The organism is Pseudomonas sp. S9 (assembly GCF_000222125.1).
GTDB lineage: Bacteria > Pseudomonadota > Gammaproteobacteria > Pseudomonadales > Pseudomonadaceae > Aquipseudomonas > Aquipseudomonas segetis.
The window spans coordinates 668780-692833 of sequence record NZ_AFFX01000001.1 but is presented as its reverse complement, the minus strand read 5'-3'; the positions used below and the strand labels follow the sequence as shown (position 1 = coordinate 692833).

Annotated in this window: 20 protein-coding genes, 2 pseudogenes and 1 riboswitch; of the genes and pseudogenes, 16 read left to right on the top strand and 6 right to left on the bottom strand. The window is 58.0% G+C overall.

The window, feature by feature from the left end; all coding sequences use genetic code 11:
• The first annotated feature begins 2 nt into the window (after window positions 1-2).
• The 12 genes from PSES9_RS0103180 to nuoN all read left to right on the top strand — a co-directional run bounded on the left by PSES9_RS0103180 (window position 3) and on the right by nuoN (window position 14443).
• Window positions 3-680 carry a NuoB/complex I 20 kDa subunit family protein gene (locus tag PSES9_RS0103180; protein WP_010483912.1) on the top strand — a complete coding sequence of 226 codons (678 nt, stop codon included), beginning with the start codon at window positions 3-5 and terminating at the stop codon, window positions 678-680.
• 58 nt (window positions 681-738) lie between these two features.
• The gene (nuoC, locus tag PSES9_RS0103175; RefSeq protein ID WP_010483911.1) at window positions 739-2520 is read left to right on the top strand and encodes an NADH-quinone oxidoreductase subunit C/D; all 1782 of its coding nucleotides are present in this window, start codon (window positions 739-741) and stop codon (window positions 2518-2520) included.
• A gap of 2 nt (window positions 2521-2522) precedes the next feature.
• Window positions 2523-3017: an NADH-quinone oxidoreductase subunit NuoE gene (gene nuoE / locus PSES9_RS0103170; protein ID WP_010483910.1), complete on the top strand. Its 495-nt coding sequence runs from the start codon at window positions 2523-2525 to the stop codon at window positions 3015-3017.
• Complete coding sequence (nuoF, locus tag PSES9_RS0103165) at window positions 3014-4387, top strand: NADH-quinone oxidoreductase subunit NuoF (protein WP_010483908.1); 1374 nt, start codon at window positions 3014-3016, stop codon at window positions 4385-4387. Before nuoE ends, nuoF begins: the two co-directional genes overlap by 4 nt.
• A gap of 96 nt (window positions 4388-4483) precedes the next feature.
• Entirely contained in the window at window positions 4484-7213 is a 2730-nt protein-coding gene (gene nuoG / locus PSES9_RS0103160) for an NADH-quinone oxidoreductase subunit NuoG (RefSeq protein ID WP_010483906.1), read from the top strand.
• Window positions 7210-8202 (top strand): NADH-quinone oxidoreductase subunit NuoH, encoded by a 993-nt coding sequence (nuoH, locus tag PSES9_RS0103155; RefSeq protein ID WP_010483904.1) that lies wholly within the window; start codon window positions 7210-7212, stop codon window positions 8200-8202. Before nuoG ends, nuoH begins: the two co-directional genes overlap by 4 nt.
• An 11-nt stretch (window positions 8203-8213) precedes the next feature.
• On the top strand, window positions 8214-8762 hold the full coding sequence (nuoI, locus tag PSES9_RS0103150; RefSeq protein WP_010483902.1) for an NADH-quinone oxidoreductase subunit NuoI: 549 nt from the start codon (window positions 8214-8216) through the stop codon (window positions 8760-8762).
• A gap of 8 nt (window positions 8763-8770) precedes the next feature.
• Window positions 8771-9280 carry an NADH-quinone oxidoreductase subunit J gene (gene nuoJ / locus PSES9_RS0103145; protein WP_010483899.1) on the top strand — a complete coding sequence of 170 codons (510 nt, stop codon included), beginning with the start codon at window positions 8771-8773 and terminating at the stop codon, window positions 9278-9280.
• Window positions 9277-9585, top strand: a complete 309-nt coding sequence (gene nuoK / locus PSES9_RS0103140) for an NADH-quinone oxidoreductase subunit NuoK (protein WP_010483897.1) — start codon at window positions 9277-9279, stop codon at window positions 9583-9585. Before nuoJ ends, nuoK begins: the two co-directional genes overlap by 4 nt.
• Window positions 9582-11429 (top strand): NADH-quinone oxidoreductase subunit L, encoded by a 1848-nt coding sequence (gene nuoL, locus PSES9_RS0103135; RefSeq protein ID WP_010483895.1) that lies wholly within the window; start codon window positions 9582-9584, stop codon window positions 11427-11429. Before nuoK ends, nuoL begins: the two co-directional genes overlap by 4 nt.
• Window positions 11430-11444: 15 nt before the next feature.
• A complete protein-coding gene (gene nuoM / locus PSES9_RS0103130; RefSeq protein ID WP_010483894.1) occupies window positions 11445-12974 on the top strand; it encodes an NADH-quinone oxidoreductase subunit M in 1530 nt (509 codons plus the stop codon).
• An 8-nt stretch (window positions 12975-12982) separates the two neighbouring features.
• On the top strand, window positions 12983-14443 hold the full coding sequence (gene nuoN, locus PSES9_RS0103125) for an NADH-quinone oxidoreductase subunit NuoN (protein ID WP_010483892.1): 1461 nt from the start codon (window positions 12983-12985) through the stop codon (window positions 14441-14443).
• A gap of 59 nt (window positions 14444-14502) precedes the next feature.
• Here nuoN and mntP read toward each other — a convergent pair whose 3' ends face one another.
• Both mntP and PSES9_RS0103115 read right to left on the bottom strand, forming a co-directional pair.
• Entirely contained in the window at window positions 14503-15066 is a 564-nt protein-coding gene (gene mntP / locus PSES9_RS0103120) for a manganese efflux pump MntP (RefSeq protein WP_010483891.1), read from the bottom strand.
• Window positions 15067-15073: 7 nt separating this feature from the next.
• Window positions 15074-15240: riboswitch (yybP-ykoY riboswitch) on the bottom strand.
• A 173-nt stretch (window positions 15241-15413) separates the two neighbouring features.
• The gene (locus tag PSES9_RS0103115) at window positions 15414-16736 is read right to left on the bottom strand and encodes a Na+/H+ antiporter family protein (RefSeq protein WP_010483889.1); all 1323 of its coding nucleotides are present in this window, start codon (window positions 16734-16736) and stop codon (window positions 15414-15416) included.
• Window positions 16737-16999: 263 nt separating this feature from the next.
• Here PSES9_RS0103115 and PSES9_RS0103110 point away from each other — a divergent pair, with 263 nt between their 5' ends.
• The 3 genes and pseudogenes from PSES9_RS0103110 to PSES9_RS25625 all read left to right on the top strand — a co-directional run.
• The gene (locus tag PSES9_RS0103110) at window positions 17000-17596 is read left to right on the top strand and encodes an NADPH-dependent FMN reductase (RefSeq protein ID WP_010483887.1); all 597 of its coding nucleotides are present in this window, start codon (window positions 17000-17002) and stop codon (window positions 17594-17596) included.
• A gap of 227 nt (window positions 17597-17823) precedes the next feature.
• Window positions 17824-19062: pseudogene (locus PSES9_RS25630) on the top strand (PDC sensor domain-containing protein); the annotation flags it as partial.
• Window positions 19063-19452: 390 nt separating this feature from the next.
• Window positions 19453-19968: pseudogene (locus PSES9_RS25625) on the top strand (methyl-accepting chemotaxis protein); the annotation flags it as partial.
• 70 nt (window positions 19969-20038) lie between these two features.
• Here the strand turns inward: PSES9_RS25625 and PSES9_RS0103100 are convergent.
• The 4 genes from PSES9_RS0103100 to PSES9_RS0103085 all read right to left on the bottom strand — a co-directional run bounded on the left by PSES9_RS0103100 (window position 20039) and on the right by PSES9_RS0103085 (window position 22726).
• On the bottom strand, window positions 20039-21373 hold the full coding sequence (locus tag PSES9_RS0103100) for a sensor histidine kinase (RefSeq protein ID WP_029529343.1): 1335 nt from the start codon (window positions 21371-21373) through the stop codon (window positions 20039-20041).
• Window positions 21370-22038 carry a response regulator transcription factor gene (locus tag PSES9_RS0103095; RefSeq protein ID WP_010483884.1) on the bottom strand — a complete coding sequence of 223 codons (669 nt, stop codon included), beginning with the start codon at window positions 22036-22038 and terminating at the stop codon, window positions 21370-21372. The genes PSES9_RS0103100 and PSES9_RS0103095 overlap by 4 nt, the downstream gene beginning before the upstream one ends.
• Window positions 22039-22353 carry a PepSY domain-containing protein gene (locus PSES9_RS0103090; protein ID WP_010483882.1) on the bottom strand — a complete coding sequence of 105 codons (315 nt, stop codon included), beginning with the start codon at window positions 22351-22353 and terminating at the stop codon, window positions 22039-22041. It abuts the gene before it with no gap.
• A gap of 64 nt (window positions 22354-22417) precedes the next feature.
• Entirely contained in the window at window positions 22418-22726 is a 309-nt protein-coding gene (locus PSES9_RS0103085) for a PepSY domain-containing protein (protein WP_010483880.1), read from the bottom strand.
• Between the two features lie 196 nt (window positions 22727-22922).
• Here PSES9_RS0103085 and PSES9_RS0103080 point away from each other — a divergent pair, with 196 nt between their 5' ends.
• Complete coding sequence (locus PSES9_RS0103080) at window positions 22923-24002, top strand: patatin-like phospholipase family protein (RefSeq protein ID WP_010483878.1); 1080 nt, start codon at window positions 22923-22925, stop codon at window positions 24000-24002.
• Window positions 24003-24054 lie beyond the last annotated feature (52 nt).

Here is a 24054-nt window from a genome sequence, read left to right as displayed (position 1 = left end):
CGATGCAATACAACCTTACACGGATCGATCCGGATGCGCCTAACGAGCAGTATCCGGTCGGCGAGCGGGAGACCGTAGCCGATCCCTTGCTGGACGATCAGGTCCACAAGAACATCTACATGGGCAAGCTCGAAGACGTCTTGAGTGGTGCCGTCAACTGGGGTCGCAAGAACTCCCTTTGGCCCTATAACTTCGGGCTGTCCTGCTGCTATGTAGAAATGACCACGGCTTTTACCGCCCCTCACGACGTTGCGCGATTTGGTGCGGAAGTTATCCGTGCATCTCCCCGCCAGGCCGACTTCATGGTCATCGCCGGTACCTGCTTTATCAAGATGGCACCGGTCATTCAACGCCTGTACGAACAGATGCTTGAGCCCAAATGGGTTATTTCCATGGGTTCATGTGCTAACTCAGGCGGCATGTACGATATCTACTCGGTGGTTCAAGGCGTGGACAAGTTCCTGCCCGTGGATGTCTACATCCCCGGCTGCCCGCCTCGTCCAGAAGCATTCCTTCAAGGTCTGATGCTCCTTCAGGAGTCAATTGGCCAGGAGCGTCGTCCGCTGTCTTGGGTCGTCGGCGATCAGGGCGTTTATCGCGCTGACATGCCTTCGCAAAAAGAACAGCGCCGCGCCGAGCGAATTGCTGTGACCAACCTGCGCAGCCCCGACGACGTATAAGCCAGGCTCACCAAGAAGCCTGCTTACCGATGCCGTACCCTGATTAGTGACTGAGACCATGACTGCTAATAGCGTTCTGTCCATCGCGCCCTATACGCCAGATGACCACAGTGTCATTGGCGAGTTGAGCGCAAAATTTGGCGCTGAGGCCTTCACCGTACAAACCACTCGCACCGGCATGCCAGTGCTGTGGGTTGCCCGTGAACAGCTGACCAATATCCTTACGTTTTTGCGCAACCTGCCGCGCCCGTACGTCATGCTGTATGACCTCCACGGCGTCGATGAGCGCCTGCGCACCCAGCGTCGTGGCTTGCCAGACGCCGACTTCACCGTGTTCTATCACCTGATGTCGATAGAGCGTAACAACGACGTGATGATCAAGGTGGCCCTGTCTGAAGGCGACCTAAACCTGCCCAGCATCACCAGCATCTGGCCGAACGCCAACTGGTATGAGCGCGAAGTCTGGGACCTGTACGGCATCCACTTTACTGGTCACCCTCACCTGACGCGGATCATGATGCCGCCCACCTGGGAAGGCCACCCGCTGCGCAAAGACTATCCCGCGCGGGCCACTGAGTTCGACCCATTCAGCCTGACACTGGCCAAGCAGCAGCACGAAGAAGAAGCTGCACGTTTTCGCCCGGAAGACTGGGGCATGCAGCGCGGCGGCGCCCATGAAGACTTCATGTTCCTCAACCTGGGCCCCAACCACCCCTCCGCACACGGGGCATTCCGCATTATCCTGCAGCTTGACGGCGAGGAGATCGTTGACTGCGTCCCCGAGATTGGCTACCACCACCCTGGCGCCGAGAAGATGGCCGAACGCCAGAGCTGGCACAGCTTCATCCCCTACACCGACCGTATCGATTACCTCGGCGGCGTGATGAACAACCTGCCGTATGTACTCTCGGTGGAAAAACTGGCGGGGATCAAGGTCCCGGATCGGGTTGATTTTATCCGGGTGATGATGGCCGAGTTCTTCCGCATCACCAGCCACCTGCTGTTCCTCGGTACCTATATCCAGGACGTAGGGGCAATGACCCCGGTGTTCTTCACCTTCACTGACCGCCAACGGGCCTACAAGGTCATCGAAGCCATCACTGGTTTCCGCCTGCACCCGGCCTGGTATCGCATTGGCGGTGTTGCCCATGACCTGCCGCGCGGCTGGGACAAGTTGGTCAAGGAGTTTGTCGACTGGCTGCCAAAGCGTCTCGACGAATATGAAAAGGCCGCGCTACAGAACAGCATCCTGCGTGGTCGCACCATTGGAGTCGCCCAGTACAACACCAAGGAGGCCCTGGAATGGGGCGTTACCGGTGCTGGCCTGCGTTCGACCGGCCTGGATTTCGACCTGCGCAAAGCACGGCCCTACTCGGGCTACGAACACTTCGACTTTGAAGTACCGCTGGCCAACAATGGTGATGCCTACGATCGCTGCATGGTTCGCGTGGAAGAAATGCGCCAGAGCATTCGGATCATCGATCAATGCCTGCGCAATATGCCGGAAGGCCCGTACAAGGCAGACCATCCACTGACCACGCCGCCACCGAAAGAGCGCACGCTGCGTGACATCGAAACCCTGATCACGCACTTCCTGCAAGTCTCCTGGGGCCCGGTCATGCCCGCCAACGAGTCGTTCCAGATGATCGAGGCAACCAAGGGCATCAACAGCTATTACCTGACCAGTGATGGCGGCACCATGAGTTATCGCACGCGCATTCGTACGCCAAGCTTCGCGCACCTGCAGCAGATCCCTCCGGTGATTCGCGGCAGCATGGTTGCAGACTTGATTGCCTACCTGGGCAGTATCGATTTCGTTATGGCTGACGTGGACCGTTGATTATGAATACCCTTATTCAGACTGACCGTTTTGCCCTTAGCGACGCCGAACGCTCAGCTATCGAACACGAAATGCATCACTACGAAGACCCACGCGCGGCCTCCATCGAAGCCTTGAAGATCGTGCAAAAGCAGCGTGGCTGGGTGCCTGATGGCGCCAGCGAAGCCATTGGCCAGGTGCTGGGCATTCCCGCCAGTGACGTAGAAGGCGTGGCTACCTTCTACAGCCAGATCTTCCGCCAGCCAGTGGGTCGCCACATCATCCGCGTGTGCGACAGCATGACCTGCTTTGTCGGCGGCCATGAAAATTTCCTGGCCAGTATCAAGGATCAGCTTGGCATCGAGCCAGGGCAAACCACCGCAGACGGTCGCTTCACCCTGCTCCCGGTGTGCTGCCTGGGCAACTGTGACAAAGCCCCTGCAGTCATGGTTGATGACGACACCTTTGGCAACGTCCAGCCCGACTGTGTTGCCAGCATGCTGGAGGCCTACTCATGAGCAACCAATTCAGTCGCAGTACCGAGGTGCTGACCTCCATTGGCCCGGCCAACCTGATCAAGCGCAGCGAAGAAACCCATCCATTGACCTGGCGCCTGCGCGATGACGGCCAGCCGGTCTGGCTTGAAGAGTACCAAGGCAAGAATGGCTACAGCGCAGCCCGCAAGGCGCTGAGCGAGATGGCCCAGGCCGATATAGTGCAGCAGGTCAAGGATGCCGGCCTCAAGGGCCGTGGCGGTGCAGGCTTCCCAACCGGCGTGAAGTGGGGGCTGATGCCAGCGGATGAATCGCTGAATATCCGCTACCTGCTGTGCAATGCCGATGAAATGGAGCCCAACACCTGGAAAGACCGGATGTTGATGGAGCAACTGCCGCACCTGTTGGTTGAAGGCATGCTCATCAGTGCCCGTGCCCTCAAGGCCTATCGCGGCTACATCTTCTTGCGTGGCGAATACGTCGACGCCGCCACCAACCTCAATCGTGCAATTGCCGAAGCCAAGGCCGCTGGCCTGCTGGGCAAGAACATCCTCGGCAGCGGCTTTGATTTCGAGCTGATCGTGCATACCGGCGCCGGTCGTTATATCTGCGGTGAAGAAACCGCGCTGATCAACTCGCTCGAAGGCCGTCGGGCCAACCCGCGCGCCAAGCCGCCCTTCCCTGCGGCTGTCGGGGTCTGGGGTAAGCCAACCTGCGTCAACAACGTTGAAACCCTGTGCAACGTACCGTCGATTATCGACCACGGCGTTGACTGGTACAAAACCCTGGCCCGCCCAGGCTCCGAAGACATGGGTACAAAACTCATGGGCTTTTCCGGCAAGGTCAGGAACCCTGGCCTTTGGGAGCTGCCATTCGGCGTGCCCGCCCGTGAGCTGTTCGAAGACTACGCTGGCGGCATGCGTGATGGCTTCACCCTGAAAGCCTGGCAACCTGGCGGCGCTGGCACCGGCTTTTTGCTCCCCGAACATCTCGATGCGCCCATGTATGCAGCGGGCATCGCCAAGGTCGGCACGCGGATGGGCACCGGCCTCGCGCTGGCGGTGGATGACTCGGTCAACATGGTGTCCTTGCTGCGCAACATGGAAGAATTTTTCGCCCGCGAGTCATGCGGCTGGTGCACGCCTTGCCGCGATGGCTTGCCCTGGAGCGTAAAAATCCTGCGCGCACTGGAGCGCGGCCAAGGCACCCGTGAAGACATTGAGACCTTGCTAGGCCTTGTGAACTTCCTCGGCCCGGGCAAGACCTTCTGTGCACATGCACCGGGCGCGATTGAGCCGCTGGGTAGCGCAATCAAGTATTTCCGCGAAGAGTTCGAGGCAGGTGTTTGCAGCTCGACTGCTCCGGCAACGACGGGGCAATTCGTCCCCGCGTAACGATTTCAGGCTCTGGCGGCCAGGTCAAACTGGCCACGGAGCAAACCGTTTTCCATTAGCCAAGCCCGCTTCGGCGGGGAAGAAGAAACCTCAACCATGGCCACTATCCACGTAGACGGCAACGATTTTGAAGTCGATGGTGCGGACAACCTGCTACAGGCCTGTCTGTCCCTAGGACTCGACATTCCCTATTTCTGCTGGCACCCCGCTCTTGGTAGCGTCGGTGCGTGCCGCCAGTGTGCGGTCAAGCAATACAGCGATGAGAACGACAAGCGCGGACGCCTGGTCATGTCCTGCATGACACCTGCGACCGACAACAGCTGGATCTCCATTGACGATGAAGAAGCCAAGCAGTTTCGCGCCAGCGTCGTTGAATGGCTGATGACCAACCACCCGCATGACTGCCCAGTGTGCGAGGAAGGCGGTCATTGTCACCTGCAGGACATGACAGTCATGACCGGTCACAATGCACGGCGCTATCGTTTCAGCAAGCGCACGCACCAGAATCAGGAGCTCGGCCCGTTCATCGCCCACGAGATGAACCGCTGCATCGCCTGCTATCGCTGCGTTCGCTATTACAAGGACTACGCAGGCGGCACCGACCTTGGCGTATACGGCGCCCATGACAACGTTTACTTCGGTCGCGTTGAAGACGGCACCCTTGAAAGCGAGTTCTCCGGCAACCTTACCGAGGTCTGCCCGACCGGCGTCTTCACCGATAAAACCCACTCCGAGCGCTACAGCCGTAAGTGGGACATGCAGTTCTCGCCAAGCATTTGCCATGGCTGTGCCAGCGGCTGCAACACCAGCCCAGGCGAACGCTACGGTGAAATCCGCCGTATCGAAAACCGCTTCAACGGCTCGGTTAACCAGTATTTCCTTCGCGACCGCGGCCGCTTCGGCTACGGCTATGTCAACCGCAAAGACCGCCCGCGCCAGCCGATGATGATGCTCAGCAAGATGAAAATGGGCATCGACTCGGCACTGGACCAGGGCGCCGCATTGCTCAAGGGCAAACGGGTCGTGGGGATTGGCTCGCCACGCGCCAGCCTGGAGAGCAACTACGCGCTACGCGAATTGGTTGGTGCCGAGAACTTCTACTCTGGCATTGCGGCAGCCGAACAGGCCCACATCGCCATGGTGCTCGACATCATGCAAAACGGCCCGCTTCCGGTGGCCAACCTGCGCGATGTGGAAAGCCACGACGCCGTATTCGTACTGGGTGAAGACCTCACTCAAACCGCGGCTCGCCTGGCCCTGGCCCTACGCCAGTCGGTCAAGGGCAAGGCCACTGAGATTGCCGCCTCGATGAAAATCCAGGACTGGCACATGGCTGCGGTACAAAACGTCGCCCAGGATGCAAGCAACCCACTGTTTATTGCCAGCGTGACCGCCACCCGCCTCGACGATATCGCCGAGCAATGCGTACACGCCGCCCCCGATGACCTGGCCCGTATTGGCTTTGCCGTGGCCCATGCCATCGATCCAGCCGCACCCGCCGTAGCCGGCCTTGAGGCTGAAGCCGCCGAGTTGGTGCAACAGATTGCCTATGCCTTGCTCAATGCCAAGCGTCCGCTGTTGGTTGCGGGTACGTCCTTGGGCAACAAGGCTTTGCTCGAAGCTGCGGCCAATATTGCCAGCGCCCTGAAAAACCGTGAGATAAACGCCTCGATCAGCATGGTCGTAGCCGAAGCCAACAGCCTCGGCCTGGCATTGCTGATGGGTGACGACTTCGCGACCAAGACGGTCGATGCCGCGCTCAACGCCCTGACCACTGGCGAGGCTGATGCACTTGTGGTGCTGGAGAATGATCTGTACCGCCGCGCCGATGCCGCCAGCGTGGACGCTGCCCTTGCAGCCGCTAAAACCATTATCGTTGCCGATCACCAGCACACGCCAACGGTTGCCAAGGCGCATCTCGTGCTGTCGGCAGCCAGCTTCGCCGAAGCCGATGGCACCCTGGTGAGCAGCGAAGGACGCGCCCAGCGTTTCTTCCAGGTCTTTGAACCAAGCTATTACGACGACAAGATTCTGGTTCGCGAAAGCTGGCGCTGGCTACACGCCCTGCTCGCCACACGTCAGGGCCAGCCAGTCGATTGGACCCAGCTCGACCAAGTAACGGCAGCCTGCGCGGCAAGCAGCCCGCAATTGTCTGCCATCACCGAGGCAGCGCCAAACGCATCGTTCCGCATCAAAGGCCTGAAACTGGCCCGTGAACCACTGCGCTACAGCGGCCGCACGGCGATGCGCGCCAATATCAGCGTGCATGAGCCGCGCCAGCCACAGGATAAAGACACCGCCTTTGCCTACTCGATGGAAGGCTATTCAGGCAGCAAGGAAGATCGCCAGCAAGTTCCATTTGCCTGGTCGCCAGGCTGGAACTCGCCACAGGCCTGGAACAAGTTTCAGGATGAAGTCGGCGGCCATATTCGCGCCGGTGACCCGGGCGTTCGCTTGATCGAGGCCAATGGCCAGGCGTTGCCATGGTTTGCACCAACCGCTGCATTCAACCCGGCGCAAGGCACCTTGCAGGCTGTGCCGCTGCACCACCTGTTCGGCAGCGATGAAACCTCGGCAATGGCCGAGCCTATCCAGCAGCGAATCCCTGCGGCCTACATTGCATTGGCCAAGGAACATGCCGATCAGTTGGCCATCAATGATGGCGCCCTGGTCAGCTTCAGCATCAATGGCCAAACCCTGCGCCTGCCGGTGCGGATAACTGACGAGTTGGCGATTGGTCTTGCCGGACTGCCGGTTGGCCTAAGCGGTATTCCGGCCATTATTGCCGGCGCCAGCATCAGCAATCTGCAGGAGGCCGCGCAATGAGTTGGCTCACGCCTGAACTGATGGACATGCTGATTGCGGTGCTCAAGGCCGTGGTCATTCTCCTGGTTGTAGTCATTGCCGGTGCCTTGCTGAGCTTTATCGAGCGTCGTTTGCTCGGTTGGTGGCAAGACCGTTATGGTCCGAATCGTGTCGGCCCATTTGGTATGTTCCAGATCGTTGCGGACATGCTCAAGATGTTCTTCAAGGAGGACTGGACGCCGCCCTTCGCCGACAAATTCATTTTCACCCTGGCACCGATGATCGCCTTTGCCGCGATGTTGCTGGCCTTTGCGATTATCCCGATCAGCCCGAATTGGGGGGTCGCTGACCTTAATATCGGCATGCTGTTCTTCTTCGCCATGGCCGGTCTGTCGGTCTATGCCGTGCTTTTTGCGGGCTGGTCGAGTAACAACAAGTTCGCCCTGCTCGGCGCGCTGCGCGCATCGGCGCAAACCGTGTCGTACGAAGTATTCCTGGCCTTGGCCCTGATGGGCGTAGTGGCGCAGGTCGGCTCGTTCAACATGCGCGATATCGTTGAATATCAGGCCCAGCATCTGTGGTTCATCATTCCGCAGTTCTTCGGTTTCTGTACCTTCTTCATAGCTGCGATCGCAGTGACCCACCGTCATCCTTTCGATCAGCCAGAAGCAGAGCAAGAACTGGCCGACGGCTACCATATTGAATACGCCGGTATGAAATGGGGCATGTTCTTCGTTGGTGAATACATCGCCATAGTCACCGTCTCGGCGCTGCTGGTCACCCTGTTCTTTGGCGGTTGGCATGGGCCTTTTGGGCTGCTGCCACAGATTCCCTTTATCTGGTTTGCGCTCAAGACCTGCTTCTTCATCATGATTTTCATCTTGCTGCGCGCGTCTATTCCGCGCCCTCGATATGACCAAGTCATGGCATTCAGCTGGAAGTTCTGCCTGCCGCTGACCCTGATCAACCTGCTGGTGACCGGCGCATTAGTGCTGGCCTCGGCCCAGTAAGGAGTTTTTGCATGTTCACTTATATCAAGGACGTCGTTTACGGCACCTACACCCAGCTTCGCAGCATGGTGATGGTGTTCAGCCACGGCTTCCGCAAACGCGACACCCTGCAATATCCTGAAGAAGAGGTTTACCTGCCGCCGCGCTACCGTGGCCGGATCGTGTTGACCCGCGACCCTGATGGCGAAGAGCGCTGTGTGGCCTGCAACCTCTGTGCAGTCGCTTGCCCCGTTGGCTGCATCTCGCTGCAAAAGGCCGAAACCGAAGATGGGCGCTGGTATCCGGACTTTTTCCGGATCAACTTCTCACGCTGCATCTTTTGTGGTTTATGCGAAGAAGCCTGCCCAACTACCGCTATCCAGTTGACGCCCGACTTTGAGATGGGTGAGTTCAAGCGCCAGGACCTGGTCTATGAAAAAGAAGACCTGCTGATTTCCGGCCCCGGCAAGAACCCTGACTACAACTTCTATCGCGTTGCCGGTATGGCCATCGCCGGCAAGCCCAAGGGCGCCGCGCAGAATGAAGCCGAACCGATCAATGTGAAAAGCCTGCTCCCGTAAGGACGCATATGGAATTCGCCTTCTATTTCGCTGCGGGTATTGCCGTAGCCGCCACATTCAGGGTTATCACCGGCACCAACCCAGTGCATGCCCTGTTGTACCTGATCGTCTCGTTATTGGCGGTCGCCATGACCTTCTTTGCCCTTGGCGCACCGTTCGCCGGTGCGTTGGAGATCATCGTCTACGCGGGTGCGATCATGGTCTTGTTCGTGTTCGTGGTGATGATGCTTAACCTGGGCCCTGTTGCCGCCGAACAAGAGCGCAAATGGCTGAGCCCCGGTATTTGGGTCGGCCCTTCGATCTTGTCCTCGCTACTGCTGGCCCAGGTGCTCTATGCCCTGTTCAGTACCCCAACTGGCGCGGTAATCGGCACCCAGATGGTCGATGCGAAAGCGGTCGGCATCAGCCTGTTTGGCCCCTATTTGCTGGTGGTCGAACTGGCTTCCATGCTGCTGCTGGCGGCACTGGTCGCGGCCTATCACCTGGGCCGTCATGAAGCTAAGGATATGAAGCCATGAGTGCAATTCCAATGGAGCATGGCCTGGCGCTGGCCGGCTTGTTATTCAGCCTTGGACTGATTGGCTTGATGGTCCGACGCAACATCCTGTTCGTCCTGATGAGCCTTGAAGTGATGATGAATGCCACCGCCCTCGCCTTCGTGGTCGCGGGCAGCCGCTGGGTCCAACCCGATGGCCAGGTGATGTTCATTCTGGTGATCACTCTTGCAGCAGCCGAGGCCAGCATTGGCCTGGCCATCCTGTTGCAGCTGTATCGCCGCTTCAACACGCTCGATATCGACGCAGCCAGTGAGATGCGCGGATGAATCTATTATTTTTAACCTGCCTGTTTCCCCTGCTTGGCTGGCTTGCCCTGTCGTTCTCACGCGGACGAATCTCGGAGAACCTCGCCGCATTGATTGGCGTAGGCTCGGTCGGCCTCAGCGCCCTTACGGCTGCCTGGGTCATCCTGCAGTTCAATATCAATCCACCGGCAGACGGCGTCTACACCCAGGTGCTGTGGCAGTGGATGAGCGTGGAAAGCTTCAACCCAAGCTTCACCCTGTACCTGGATGGCCTGTCGATCACCATGCTGGGTGTAGTGACTGGCGTAGGTTTTCTGATCCACCTGTTCGCCAGTTGGTACATGCGTGGTGAAGAAGGCTATTCGCGCTTCTTCTCCTACACCAACCTGTTTATCACCAGCATGCTGTTTCTGGTGCTGGGCGATAACCTGCTGTTCCTGTACTTCGGCTGGGAAGGCGTAGGCCTGTGCTCGTACCTGCTGATTGGTTTCTACTTCAAGCATCGCGCCAACGGTAATGCAGCGCTCAAAGCCTTTATCGTCACCCGTATTGGTGATGTGTTCATGGCGATTGGCCTGTTTATCCTGTTCCAGCATCTGGGCACGCTGAACATCCAGGAACTGATGACCCTGGCGCCGCAGAAATATGCCGCCGGCGACAGCTGGCTGTGGATTGCAACCCTGATGTTGCTCGGCGGTGCCGTAGGCAAGTCGGCGCAACTGCCGCTGCAAACCTGGCTGGCGGATGCAATGGCTGGCCCGACGCCAGTCTCGGCACTGATTCACGCCGCAACCATGGTGACCGCCGGGGTTTACCTGATCGCGCGGACCCACGGCCTGTTCCTGCTGACCCCGGAGATTCTGGAACTGGTGGGTATTGTCGGTGGCGTGACCTTGGTCCTGGCCGGTTTTGCGGCCCTGGTGCAAACCGATATCAAGCGCATCCTTGCCTACTCGACCATGAGCCAGATTGGCTATATGTTCCTTGCGCTCGGCGTTGGCGCCTGGGATGCGGCCATCTTCCACCTGATGACCCACGCCTTCTTCAAAGCCTTGCTGTTCCTGGCTTCTGGCGCGGTGATCAATGCCTGCCATCACGAACAGAACATCTTCAAGATGGGCGGGCTGTGGAAGAAGCTGCCACTGGCCTACGCCAGCTTTATCGTCGGTGGCTCGGCGCTGGCTGCATTGCCGCTGATCACCGCCGGCTTCTACTCCAAGGATGAAATCCTCTGGGAAGCCTTTGCCAGCGGTCACAGCTACCTGCTTTATGCGGGCTTGCTCGGTGCATTCCTGACCTCGATCTACACCTTCCGCCTGATTTTCATCACATTCCATGGCGAACCCAAGATCGAAGCCCACGCCGGGCACGGCGTTGCCCATTGGCTGCCGTTGACAGTGCTTATAGTGCTTTCGACCTTTATTGGCGCGCTGATCACACCACCACTGGCTGGCGTGCTGCCGGAAAGTGTTGGCCACGCAGGTGGCGATGCCCAGCACCGGCTGGAGCTGGCTTCGGGCCTGATCGCCATTGCCGGGATATTGCTGGCAGCGCTGTTATTCCTTGGCCAGCGCCGCGTTGCCAGTGCCATTGCCAGCAGTGCTCCTGGGCGTTTCTTGTCTGCCTGGTGGTTTGCCGCATGGGGGTTCGACTGGCTGTATGACTGGCTGTTCGTCAAACCCTACCTGCTCATTACGCGCCTGCTGGCTCGCGATCCTTTTGATCGCACGATCAGCATCATTCCGCGCAGCACACGAATCGCTCACCTGGCGCTGAGCCGCACCGTAACTGGTGGCCTGCGCTGGTATGCCATGTCCATTGCCGGGGGCGCCGTTCTCGTGCTTGCCCTGCTGCTTCTGAATTAAGGAAAACCGACAGTCATGATTCTGCCCTGGCTAATCCTTATCCCCTTTATTGGCGGCCTTTTGTGCTGGCAATTCGAACGCTACAGCAACACGCTGCCGCGCTGGATTGCCCTGTTCACCATGCTTTCGCTCTTTGTGTTGGCGCTCTGGCTGTGGATCACCGGTGACTTCACCCTTGCCCCAGCCCCGGGCGGCGATCCTGTCTGGGCGCACGAGTTCAAGATGCAGTGGATCCCACGCATGGGCATCACCATCCATTTGGCGATGGATGGCTTGTCGGTACTCATGGTAGTGCTAACCGGTCTGCTCGGCGTGTTATCGGTACTCTGCTCCTGGAATGAAATCCAGAACCGGGTAGGCTTCTTCCATCTCAACCTGATGTGGATTCTCGGCGGCGTGGTCGGCGTATTCCTCGCCGTCGACCTGTTCCTGTTTTTCTTCTTCTGGGAAATGATGCTGGTGCCCATGTACTTCCTGATTGCCCTGTGGGGACACAGTGGCAGCGAAGGCAAGACCCGGATCAACGCGGCAACCAAGTTCTTCATCTACACCCAGGCCAGCGGCTTGGTGATGCTCATCGCGATACTGAGCCTGGTATTCATCCACTTCCAGCAGACAGGCGACTGGACATTCAACTACGCCGACCTGTTGCGCACCCAGTTCGCCCCGCACACTGAATACCTGTTGATGCTCGGCTTCTTCGTCGCCTTCGCGGTCAAGTTTCCGGTGGTGCCCTTTCACTCCTGGCTGCCTGACGCCCATGCGCAAGCGCCAACGGCGGGCTCGGTCGACCTGGCGGGTATATTGCTCAAGACTGCGGCCTATGGCCTGATCCGCTTTTCCTTGCCGTTGTTTCCCAATGCATCGGCGGAATTCGCTCCGATCGCCATGTATCTGGGCGTATTTGCGATTATCTACGGCGCACTGCTGTCCTTTGCCCAGACGGATATCAAGCGCTTGATCGCCTACTCCAGCGTTTCGCACATGGGCTTTGTACTGATCGCCATCTATTCGGGCAGTGAGATCGCCATGCAAGGCGCCGTGGTGCAGATGATGGCCCACGGTCTTTCAGCTGCCGCATTGTTCATCCTCTGCGGTCAGTTGTACGAGCGCCTGGGCACCCGCGATATGCGTCAAATGGGCGGTATCTGGGGGCGCATGCCTTGGCTCCCGGCAATCAGCCTGTTCTTTGCCGCTGCAGCATTGGGCATGCCCGGCACGGGGAATTTCGTCGGCGAGTTCCTGATTCTCATTGGTAGCTTCCCCGGTGCCCCATGGGTCACCTCGATCGCAGCGACCGGCCTGGTGTTTGGCTCGGTCTACTCGCTGATCATGATTCACCGCGCCTACTTTGGCCCGAGCAAATCAGATGAGCCCTTGCTCGGCTTGAAAGCACGCGAGCTGACCATGGTTCTGGGTCTTGCAGGCCTGCTGGTATTGCTCGGCGTTTACCCGCAGCCGGTGCTCGACACCTCCGCCGCCAGCACCCACGGTGTAGTGCAGTGGATGAGCAGCGCGTTTAATCAACTTGATCAGGCTCGGTAAGCAGTTTTATGGACTTCACGACTCAACATCTACTCGCCCTGCTGCCACTGCTGATCACCAGCCTGACTATTGTCGCGGTAATGCTGGGGATTGCCTGGAAGCGCAATCACGCCATGACCTTTGGCCTTTCGGTCATTGGCCTGAACCTGGCACTGCTTTCAGTGTTTGCCGCCACCAGCGTTGCGCCATTACAGGTAACACCGCTGTTGATGGTGGACAAGTTCGCCTGTTTCTACATGGTACTGGTGCTGGCATCGACCCTGGCCTGCGTGACCTTGATTCATGCCTACCTGGGCGGTGAATCCGGCAAGGGCTATCCCGGAAACCGCGAAGAGCTGTACTTGCTGATACTGCTCAGCGCGGCTGGTGGCCTGGTCCTGGTCAGCGCCCAGCACCTGGCGGGGCTGTTTATTGGCCTTGAACTGTTGTCCGTACCAAGTTACGGGATGATCGCCTATGCCTTCTTCAACAAGCGCTCACTTGAAGCCGGCATTAAATATATGGTGCTCTCGGCGGCAGGCTCGGCCTTCCTCTTGTTCGGCATGGCGCTGCTCTATGCCGAGTCTGGCAGCATGAGCTTTGCCGGTATCGGTCAAGCGGTGGCCGGTGGCGCACCCAGCCTGTTGGTCGAAGTCGGCTTTGGCATGATGCTGGTCGGCCTGGCCTTCAAATTGTCACTGGTGCCTTTCCACCTGTGGACAGCAGACGTCTATGAGGGCGCTCCTGCTCCTGTCGCAGCCTTCTTGGCTACCGCGAGCAAGGTGGCGGTGTTCGCCGTGCTGTTGCGCCTCTACGAGGTTTCGCCCGCTGCAAGTGGCGGCTGGCTGACAGAGTTGCTGACGGTTCTCGCCATCGCGTCGATACTCTTCGGTAACCTGCTGGCGCTTCTGCAAAACAACATCAAGCGACTGCTCGGTTATTCATCCATCGCTCACTTCGGTTATTTGCTGATCGCCCTGATTGCCAGCAATGGCCTGGCAATTGAAGCGGTGGCGGTCTACCTGGCCATGTATGTGCTGACCACCCTCGGCGCCTTCGGTGTTATCACCCTGATGTCGACGCCCTACAAAGGCCGCGATGCAGACGCTCTGTACGAGTACCGTGGCCTGTTCTGGCGCCGCCCCTACCTGACCGCGGTCCTTACGGTGATGATGCTCTCGCTGGCCGGTATTCCGCTCACCGCAGGCTTTATCGGCAAGTTCTACATCATCGGTGTCGGTGTCGAATCGCAGCAATGGTGGCTGCTCGGTGCACTGGTGCTCGGCAGCGCGATTGGCGTGTTCTATTACCTGCGGGTCATGGTCACCCTGTTCCTTGTCGAACCAAACCTGCATCGCCACGATGCGCCATTCGACTGGGGCCAGCGTGCCGGCGGCGTGATGCTGATGGTGGTTGCCTTCCTGGCATTCTTCCTCGGTGTTTACCCGCAGCCGTTGCTTGTGTTGCTGGCGAAGTTCAGCATCGGCTAGGCCTGTACTGCTGTACAAAAATGGAGACCCTTTGGTCTCCATTTTTGTTTACGCCCTGATTACACCGTCAGATGCTCGTAAAGAATCGCAGCGCCGATCAACACAAGCACAACGCCACCAATCATTTCCGCACGCTTGCCAACTGCATTGCCGAGCACACGGCCAAGCATCACGCCAATAGTGACCATTACCGTCGTGGCAAGACCGATAGAGGCTGCCGCCACCCAGATATTCACATCGATAAATGCCAGGCCCACGCCGACAGCCAAGGCGTCGATGCTGGTGGCAAAGGCGGTCACTGCCAGGATCAGGAATGAATGCTGGCTAGGCTTTTCGAGCGATTCGTCATCGTGATGGAGACCGTTGTAGATCATGTGCAGGCCCAGCACCAAGAGCAAGGTGAAGGCAATCCAGTGATCCCAGCGCTCAACGTATTGGCTGGCAACCTGGCCAATGCTCCAGCCAATGACTGGGGTTATTGCCTCGATCACACCAAAGATCAGGCCTGTACGCAGGGCTTCGCTTAAACGCGGGTTATGCAGGCTTGCGCCTTTACCAAGGGCCGCTGCAAAAGCGTCCGTTGACATGGCCATGGCAAGAAAAAACAAGGAAATGGGATTCACGGTTAGAGTCCAGTCGGGCTATGAGACAACGACGCAACCACACGCCCGACTTCAGGCATGGATGCATCGCTGGTCTCGCCAACCAGAAGGTGTTCGTACCACGGCATGCTGCCGAGAATGTTGATACGAACGCTCTACGACCACAGGTCAAGAGCAGGCTACTCCCCAACAAGGAATGCCACTATAGCCGCCTGGGGAGAAAATGACCACGCTCAACCCCCAACCGGCTGCTGGTGAGTTGGGCTGTTGAACCTGGAACGGGTGCCGCAAACCGATATAAAAACGCGGCGGCCAATTGCTTGGGCGCCGCGCTAATTCATCTTACAAGCCGACTGCTGGACAATGCATCACAACACCATCGCCGCAATCCAGCCGAATACCAGCAAGGGAATGTTGTAGTGCAGGAATGTTGGAACAACGCTGTCCCAGATATGGTTGTGCTGGCCGTCGACGTTCAAGCCCGAGGTCGGCCCCAGGGTTGAATCGGATGCTGGTGAACCTGCATCGCCCAAGGCACCGGCAGTACCAACGATGCTGACAATCGCCAGCGGGCTAAAGCCCAGTTGCAGGCCCAGCGGCACGAAGATCGCGGCGATAATCGGCACGGTCGAAAACGATGAGCCGATCCCCAGGGTAACCAGCAAGCCGACCAGGAGCATCAGCAATGCGCCCACACCCTTGTTATTGCCGATTAGTGCTGCGGCATCGTCAACCAGGTGCTTGACGTCACCAGTGGCCTTCATCACCTCGGCAAAACCGGCGGCGGCAATCATGATGAAACCGATCATGGCCATCATCTTCATACCTTCGGTAAACAGGCCGTCGGCCTCTTTCCAACGCACCACGCCAGATACCGAAAACACCACGAAACCGGCCAGCGCACCGATGATCATCGAGTCCAGCCAGAGCTGTACGACAAAGGCCACGGCCACAGCCACCGCGGCCACCAGCAGGCTGCGCGGGTTGTATTTAACCTCGACACTCTCGACCTGTTCGATCTTCTCAAGGTCGTACACACGTTTTTTGCTGTAGCTGAACAGCACCGCGACCAAAAAGCCACAGAACATCCCCAGGGCAGGCAACACCATGGCATGGGTCACACTGATACCAGTGACATCAACCCCAGCCTTGGCAACGTTTGCCAACAGGATTTCATTGAGGAAAATCCCGCCAAAACCAACCGGCAAGAACATATAGGGCGTGACCAGGCCAAAGGTCAGCACGCAGGCAATCAGACGCCGGTCGAGCTGCATTTTGCTCAAGATATAGAGCAGCGGCGGCACCAGCAGAGGGATAAAGGCAATGTGAATCGGCAACACGTTCTGCGACGCAATCGCCACGCACAGCAGCAAGGCGATCAACAACCACTTCAATGCCCCCGTTGCGCCACCTTGGTCCTTGTTACCAACCAGGGCCACGGCTTTATCGGCAAGCGCATGGGCCATGCCTGACTTGGCGATGGCCACTGCAAAGGCGCCCAGCAGCGCGTAAGACAAGGCAACGGTGGCACCGCCACCCAGGCCGTTATTGAAAGCCTCTAGCGAGCCATTGAGGCCAAGGCCGCCAATCATGCCACCGGCCAATGCGCCGACGATCAACGCCACCACCACGTGCACCCTGCACAAACTGAGGACCAGCATGATGCCGACCGCTGCTATGACTGCGTTCATCAATTGCTCCCTAGAGCTCGACTAAATAATGGGTCTGGAAACGCCTTCGATTCGGCGATCCGCAAAAAAAGCCGGGTACTCTGCCCCATGCGCTCCGGGCTGTCAAAACTTCTTGCCGACTGGCGCCTGATCGGCGATTTCAAGCGGTAAAAATCAGTATTACCAAGGGTTTGGCCTGATCAGCCAGTGCAATTGTCGCCTGCATACTTGATGTACAGACCACTAACTCGCTAGCCTGCGTTTTTCTACTCAGGGAGTGATGCATGCTTAATATCGCAATTGTCGCGGGTTCGAGTCGCAATAACAGTCAATCGGGAAAGGTGGCGCGGTTTCTTCGCAAGCGCCTGATGCAAATGAACCTGACCAGCGAAGCGCAAAGCCAGGTCATCGACCTGGGTCTTGCGCCCCTGCCGCTTTGGCCTGCAGAAGATGATGGTCCCTGGGGACTTTACAGTGAGCAACTCAAGAGTGCTGACGCCGTTATCATCGTCGCCCCCGAGTGGAATGGCATGGCTTGCCCGGCGATAAAGAACTTCTTTATCTACGCCAGCAAAACCGAACTCGCACACAAGCCAGGGTTGCTGGTCGGGGTTTCGTCAGGCATTGGCGGCAGTTCCCCAATCAGTGAACTGCGCGCTTCGAGCTACAAGAACTGCAGGCTGTGCTATCTGCCTGAACACTTGATAGTGCGTCATGCCGAGCAGGTTTTGAACATGCCCGAGCCACAGTCCGAAGATGATCAACGCTTACGCGCACGGATTGATTACAGCCTCGACATCCTCGGCAAATACGCCCAGGCTCTCAAGCCTGTCCGCGAGTCCATCGACATGACCCAGGCAGCATTTACCAACGGAATGTAAGCCGCCTACCTGTAACAACAAGCCATGACAGCCCGGTTAACTCCGGGCTTTTTATTATTCACAGGTGCACCCGACACCAGAACAGCTTATTTCGAGACTTGAAAAACCATTTTTGCCCGCCCCCGCTGCCCAGACGCAATAAAACCGTCACCCAGGTGAATTTCCTATAAAGAAATAAAGGACCTAGCCGATAGTCCGGTATCAAAGGTTTTCACAAGGGACACTGCATGATGTTCAACCGGCTCTCAATCCAACTCAAAATCACTTTGCTGGCAGGTCTATGCCTGGTTGCGATTGTGACCTTGTTGGTAGGTGCATCACTTTATCAAGCAAAACAGAGTGCCGACCTGGTCAGCTCATCAAGCAGCGAGATGCTTAAAGACAGTGCCGAGCTACGTCTCAAATCGCGCGGGGAACTGCAGGCAATCCGCATCCAGCGCTATTTCATGGACTCCTATCAATACGGCAAGGGGTTTTCCCGGCAGATCTTGTTCCTGCGCGAACAAGCCGAGAAACGCTTCCTCGATGCCTTTGACCTGCGTGAAGACCTTACCCGCCAGGTACGTACAAGCCTTGAAGCCAACCCGGCGATTCTCGGCCTGTACCTGATATTCGAACCCAACGCCCTCGACGGCAAAGACGAGTTGTTCTCCGATCAGGCTGAGTTGGGTAGCAATGAAAAAGGTCGGTTTTCCTTGTACTGGTCGCAGTCCACGCCAGGCCAGCTGGAGTCGGAAACCCTGCCAGAGGAAGACCTCAACAAAACCGAGACTGGCCCTAGCGGCGATCCTTACAACGCCTGGTACACCTGCCCGCGCGACACTGCCCAGGCATGCGTACTGGAGCCTTACTTCGATGATGTTGCAGGCAAGCAAGTGTTGATGACCAGCATTGCATTTCCGCTACAAGTCGAGGGCAAAGTAATAGGCGTGGTCGGCCTTGATATCAGTCTCGACAGCCTTCAACAGTTGAGCACCCAGGCCAGCAGCGAGCTTTACGACGGCCAGGCACACGTCAGTATATTCAGCCCGGCAGGCTTGATCGCCGGCCACAGCCTGGACGCCAGCATGCTCAGCAAGTCGCTGGCCAAAGCCTTTCCCGAGCAAAGCAACGAAATCCAGGCACTGGTCAGCGTCGGGAAATCAGCCGCATTACACCAGGCAGAGATGCTACGTGTGGTCGAGCCATTCAAGCCGATCCCTGAAGCCAAACCCTGGAGCGTGATGATTCAGGTACCGGAACAGGTTTTGCTGGCCCCTGCCCTTAAACTCCAAGCTCAGCTTGATGAACGCAGCACACAAGACAGCACGGTAGCTCTGCTCATTGGTCTGGTTGCGGCAGTGCTCGGCTTGCTCCTGATGTGGCTGACCGCACGCGGCGTGACGCGTCCGATCATTGGTGTCTCGACCATGCTCAAGGACATTGCCAGCGGTGAAGGCGATCTGACCAAACGCCTGGCCTACACCAAAGAGGATGAACTCGGCGAGCTTGCAAGCTGGTTCAACCGTTTTCTCGACAAGCTGCAGCCGATCATCGCCGAGGTGAAGCGCAGCGTCGTAGACGCTCGGGCGACCGCCGACCAGTCGGCATCGATTGCCAGCCAGACCAGCGCGGGGATGCAACAGCAGTTCCGTGAAGTCGACCAGGTGGCAACGGCATTCCAGGAAATGAGTGCAACCGCCCACGATGTCGCGCAAAACGCAGCACAAGCCGCCGAGGCGGCGCGCAGTGCCGACCACGCGACCCGCGATGGGCTCGGCGTTATCGACAAAACCACCTCATCCATTGAGTTGCTCGCCAATGAGATGAGCGTCGCCATGCAAGAAGTCGAAGGGCTTGCTGCCAGCAGTGACCAGATCGGCTCGGTACTCGAAGTGATTCGCTCCATCGCCGAGCAAACCAACCTGTTGGCGCTCAATGCCGCGATTGAAGCGGCCCGTGCCGGTGAAGCAGGCCGTGGCTTTGCCGTGGTTGCCGATGAAGTGCGCAGCCTGGCCAAACGCACCCAGGATTCAGTCGAGGAGATTCGCCAGGTCATCGAAGGCCTGCAAAGCGGCACCCGTGAAGTGGTCAGCACCATGAACAGCAGTCACCGCCAGGCTCAGGGCAGCGTCGAGCAGGTCGAACATGCCGTTGCCGCCCTACAGCGCATCAGTGAGGCAGTCAGCATCATTACCGATATGAACCTGCAGATTGCCAGCGCCGCTGAAGAGCAAAGCTCGGTGGCTGAGGAGATCAATCGCAACGTGGCTTCCATCCGCGATGTCACCGAGTCGATCACCAGCCAGGCCGATGAATCCGCACAGGTCAGCCAGGACCTCAACCGCCTTGCCAACCAGCAACAAAGCCTGATGGATCAATTCCGCGTCTAGGCTGGATGTGGGCGGTTATCCGTACACCACGGATAACCGCATCACTGCAGATCAACAGGCGCAGCGTTTCTTACTTGGCCTTGATCACCAACCGCCGGGACGGCAACAGTATGCACACGCTCAAGCCGCCCAGTGAGCTTTCCCCCAGGGAAATATCGCCCCCCCAGGCATCAACGATATCGCGCACTATCCCCAGCCCTAAGCCATGGCCGCTGACTTGTTCGTCAAGGCGAATGCCACGGTTGAGTACATCCTCGCGACGTTCGGCATTGATACCTGGACCGTCATCCTCAATGACCAGGCGATAACCATCGCTGCCCTGGCTTAGCTGCAGCTGCACCTTGGAATCAGCCCATTTACAGGCGTTATCCAGCAGGTTACCCAACAGCTCGAGCAGGTCTTCACGATCCCAGGGCAGGCGCAATCCTGCCGGGGCATTCCAATCAAGCTGTAAACCGCGGTTGTGAATCATCTGCAGGGTGCTGAACAGTCCGGGCAGCTCGGCAGCACAATCAAAATGGGCACCGGGCAATGCCTCGCCAGCAAGCCGGGCTTTATTCAGCTCACGGCTCAACCGCTGCTCGATTTGCTCAAGTGCTTCTTCGAGCTTCTTGCGCAGCGCTGGATGGGCTTCAAGCTCGCTGCGCGATGACAGGTTCACCAATACCGCAAGCGGTGTTTTCAATGCATGACCGAGGTTGCCCAATGCATTGCGTGAGCGGCGCAGCGTTTCTTCGGTATGCGCCAGTAGATGGTTGATTTGCTCGACCAGCGGCTCCAGCTCAATCGGCACCTGGCTGTCCAATTCATTGAGCTGGCCTTGCTGCAATTGGGCAATCTGCTTGCGGGTGTTCTCCAGCGGCCCAAATGCCCGGCGAACGATGCTGCGCTGCAGGATCAGGATCAGCAGCAAGGCGCCGAGCCCAAGTCCAAGGCCTATGACCTGGACATTGCGGACGCTTTTGAGAATGGGCGTGTAATCCTCGGCCACGTAGATGACCAGTTTCTGGCCGAAGCGTTGATAGTCGCCTCGATAGGTCAACAACTGCTGATCCTGGGGGCCTTGGCTCAAACCTTCCTGCAACCCCGGCTTATCGCCCGGCTGCAACTCGCTATCCCACAGGGAACGGGAACGCCAGGTTGTGTCGGCAAAATCAATACGGAAATACAGCCCTGAATAGGGCCGCTTGTACGCCGCGCTCAGGCGTTGCTCGCTCAGTTGGAAACCCTGTGGGCCACGCACCATTGCAACGATCAGCGACTCGGCTTCGTCTTTGAGCCTGACTTCTATCTGCTCGCGCAGGCTGTGCTCGAACACCCACAACAAGGCTTGCGCCAGCAACAAGCCAACAACCACCAGGACCGCGACAAGCCCCAAGCTTAGACGCCGCTGAATGGACTTCAAGCGCTGGCACTGCCGAATCGATAGCCTTGGCCACGCCGGGTTTCGATCACTTCCCGGCCGAGCTTACGGCGCAGGTGGTTGACATGCACTTCGATCACATTGGAATCGCGCTCGGTTTCACCGTCATATAAATGATCGGCCAAGTGGCTTTTGGAGAGGATTTTTCCCGGGTGCATCATGAAGTAGCGCAACAAGCGAAACTCGGCAGCGGTGAGATCAATCTCGGTGCCCTGGCAGACAACACTTTGCCGCCCTTCATCAAGTTGCAGGCCAGCAGCCTCGAGCTGTGGCTGGTTGGCCAGGCCACGTGCGCGTCGCAACAAAGCCTGAATGCGCAGCTGTAATTCTTCGGGGTGAAAGGGTTTACTCAGGTAGTCGTCTGCTCCGGCTTTCAAGCCTGCAATGCGATCAGACCAGGAATCACGGGCGGTCAGTATCAACACCGGCGTTGCCAATGCGCCGCTGCGCCATTGTTGCAACACCTCAAGGCCTGGCAGGCCGGGCAATCCCAAGTCCAGGATTATCAAATCATAGGGCTCGCTCGCCCCTTGATAAACCGCATCGCGGCCATCGGCCAGCCAATCCACGGCATAGCCTTGCGCAGTCAGGCTGGCGAGCAATTCATCGGCCAATGGAACATGATCTTCTACCAGCAACAAGCGCATTCAGTCGTCTTCCTCATCCTTCAGGATTCGCCCATCCCGGGCATCCAGTTCCAATTCTCGCACCTGGCCTTGCTGGGTCAGGAGCTCGATTTCATAGACTAGTACATCATCCTCTTCCTCAAGCTCGGCTTCCAGCAAGGTCGCTTGCGGATAACGCTCCATGGCCGGCCGCATCAATTGCTCGAGTGGCTGTATCACGCCTTCACGGCGCAGACGCAAGGCTTCATCCTGATCGAGGTCACGCGCATATGCACCCTGCGACAGGGCCAAAGCAAGCAACCCTGCCAACAGAAAGGTTCTAGCCAGGACTTTCATTAAAAACCTCTGAATTAAAGGTCACGCCGACGGCCGTCCGAGCGGACGCAGGCCCGAAGTGTATTTAATCGTCCTGATGGTTTTTTAGCACTTTGCCAGTAGTGGCATCGAGCTCGACATCCCATTTGATGCCGTCTTTGTCCATGACCTCAAGCTGATAGACATATTTGCCGTATTCGTGCTCAAGTTCAGTTTCGCTGATGCGGCCACCGGGATGCAGCTTCAACACGCTCTGGTTGAGTGCCTGGAAGTCCTTGATGGTTCCCGCGTCCCGCAATTTAAGCGCTTCATCCGGACCCAGGTCGCGGGCGTTGGCGATGCCAGTACAAAGCCCGAGCACGGCGATCATGCTAACAGTGGCAAGGCGTTTCATGGTCGGTCTCCCATAAGGTTACTGTCGATGCTGTGCAGCTTACGCAGCTTGACTTAAACCAACCTGAATTAGCCTACGCAAGCCGACAGCAAAGGTAGGAAAAGGCCTAAGTTAGAGCCTGTCATTCACCTGCTGAAGTCACTTGGCCTGCGTGCCATACCCTCTATAATCGCTGCCTTGGGTGATGGAGACCAACATGAGCGCGATTATTATCAAAACCCCTGCCCTGACAATCAAAGCAGGGTCACAGGCCATGGCGCGTATTCAAGAACGCGGCTTGCAACCTGCTGATATCAGTATTTTGCCAGGCGCAGCAGGCGGCCCCAAGGCGCTGGGGATTCAAGGACTTGATCTCGCCCTCTTCGGGGAGTGGTTGCCGAAAGCACCCCGCGAGCGCTCGCTGATCGGTGCCTCCATCGGCTCCTGGCGCTTTGCCAGTGCCTGCCTGCCGGATGCTGCGCAAGGTATACGCCGCCTGGGCGAGCTGTACACCTCGCAACGCTTTGCCAAAGGCGTGACCATGGCAGAGATCTCCCACAGCTGCCGGGTCATGCTTGATGAATTGCTCGAATGCCAGGACACAGCTGTTCTGAACAACCCGCATTACCGGCTCAACATTGTCGTGGTTAAAAGCCACGGCCTGCTCGCCCACGATCACCGTGGCATGCTGGGACTGGGGCTGTCCTCGGTAATCGGCAACAACATGCTGGCACGCTCACGCCTGGCACGCCACTTTGAGCGAGTCATTCTGCATGACGCCAGGCTTGCCCCGCCCCTCCATCCGCTCACCGACTTCCCTTCGCGTTACTTGACCCTTGATGCCGGCAACCTGCGCCACGCGCTATTGGCCTCGGGCTCTATCCCAATGGTGATGGAAGGCGTGCGCAACATTCCAGGAGCAGGTGATGGTACTTATCGCGATGGTGGCTTGCTTGATTACCACCTGGACCTGCCGTACAACGGCGACGATATCGTCTTGTATCCGCACTTCACCGACAAGGTCATCCCGGGCTGGTTCGACAAGACCATGCCCTGGCGTCGCGGCAATAGCGAACGGCTGAAGAATGTGGTGTTGCTGGCCCCTTCCAATGAGTACTTGGCCAACCTGCCCTACGGCAAACTGCCGGACCGTAAAGACTTCACCCGTTTCCTGGGGGACGATGCCAGTCGTGAACGTTACTGGCGCGTCGCCATGCAGGAAAGCCAGCGCCTGGGCGATGAGTTCCTTGAACTGACAGAAACCGGTCGGCTAGGCCACGGGTTGATCCCACTTTGAGTCTCAAGATCGTCTGATAAGCCTTTGATTAACCCTGAATCAAGCCCACTTG

Excerpts from the sequence above, each read along its gene's own strand:
- PSES9_RS0103180 (WP_010483912.1), top strand. The coding sequence starts at position 3 with ATGCAATACAACCTTACACGGATCGATCCGGATGCGCCTAACGAGCAG.
- nuoC (WP_010483911.1), top strand. The coding sequence starts at position 739 with ATGACTGCTAATAGCGTTCTGTCCATCGCGCCCTATACGCCAGATGAC.
- nuoE (WP_010483910.1), top strand. The coding sequence starts at position 2,523 with ATGAATACCCTTATTCAGACTGACCGTTTTGCCCTTAGCGACGCCGAA.
- nuoF (WP_010483908.1), top strand. The coding sequence starts at position 3,014 with ATGAGCAACCAATTCAGTCGCAGTACCGAGGTGCTGACCTCCATTGGC.
- nuoG (WP_010483906.1), top strand. The coding sequence starts at position 4,484 with ATGGCCACTATCCACGTAGACGGCAACGATTTTGAAGTCGATGGTGCG.
- nuoH (WP_010483904.1), top strand. The coding sequence starts at position 7,210 with ATGAGTTGGCTCACGCCTGAACTGATGGACATGCTGATTGCGGTGCTC.
- nuoI (WP_010483902.1), top strand. The coding sequence starts at position 8,214 with ATGTTCACTTATATCAAGGACGTCGTTTACGGCACCTACACCCAGCTT.
- nuoJ (WP_010483899.1), top strand. The coding sequence starts at position 8,771 with ATGGAATTCGCCTTCTATTTCGCTGCGGGTATTGCCGTAGCCGCCACA.
- nuoK (WP_010483897.1), top strand. The coding sequence starts at position 9,277 with ATGAGTGCAATTCCAATGGAGCATGGCCTGGCGCTGGCCGGCTTGTTA.
- nuoL (WP_010483895.1), top strand. The coding sequence starts at position 9,582 with ATGAATCTATTATTTTTAACCTGCCTGTTTCCCCTGCTTGGCTGGCTT.
- nuoM (WP_010483894.1), top strand. The coding sequence starts at position 11,445 with ATGATTCTGCCCTGGCTAATCCTTATCCCCTTTATTGGCGGCCTTTTG.
- nuoN (WP_010483892.1), top strand. The coding sequence starts at position 12,983 with ATGGACTTCACGACTCAACATCTACTCGCCCTGCTGCCACTGCTGATC.
- PSES9_RS0103115 (WP_010483889.1), bottom strand. The coding sequence starts at position 16,736 with ATGAACGCAGTCATAGCAGCGGTCGGCATCATGCTGGTCCTCAGTTTG.
- PSES9_RS0103110 (WP_010483887.1), top strand. The coding sequence starts at position 17,000 with ATGCTTAATATCGCAATTGTCGCGGGTTCGAGTCGCAATAACAGTCAA.
- PSES9_RS0103095 (WP_010483884.1), bottom strand. The coding sequence starts at position 22,038 with ATGCGCTTGTTGCTGGTAGAAGATCATGTTCCATTGGCCGATGAATTG.
- PSES9_RS0103090 (WP_010483882.1), bottom strand. The coding sequence starts at position 22,353 with ATGAAAGTCCTGGCTAGAACCTTTCTGTTGGCAGGGTTGCTTGCTTTG.
- PSES9_RS0103085 (WP_010483880.1), bottom strand. The coding sequence starts at position 22,726 with ATGAAACGCCTTGCCACTGTTAGCATGATCGCCGTGCTCGGGCTTTGT.
- PSES9_RS0103080 (WP_010483878.1), top strand. The coding sequence starts at position 22,923 with ATGAGCGCGATTATTATCAAAACCCCTGCCCTGACAATCAAAGCAGGG.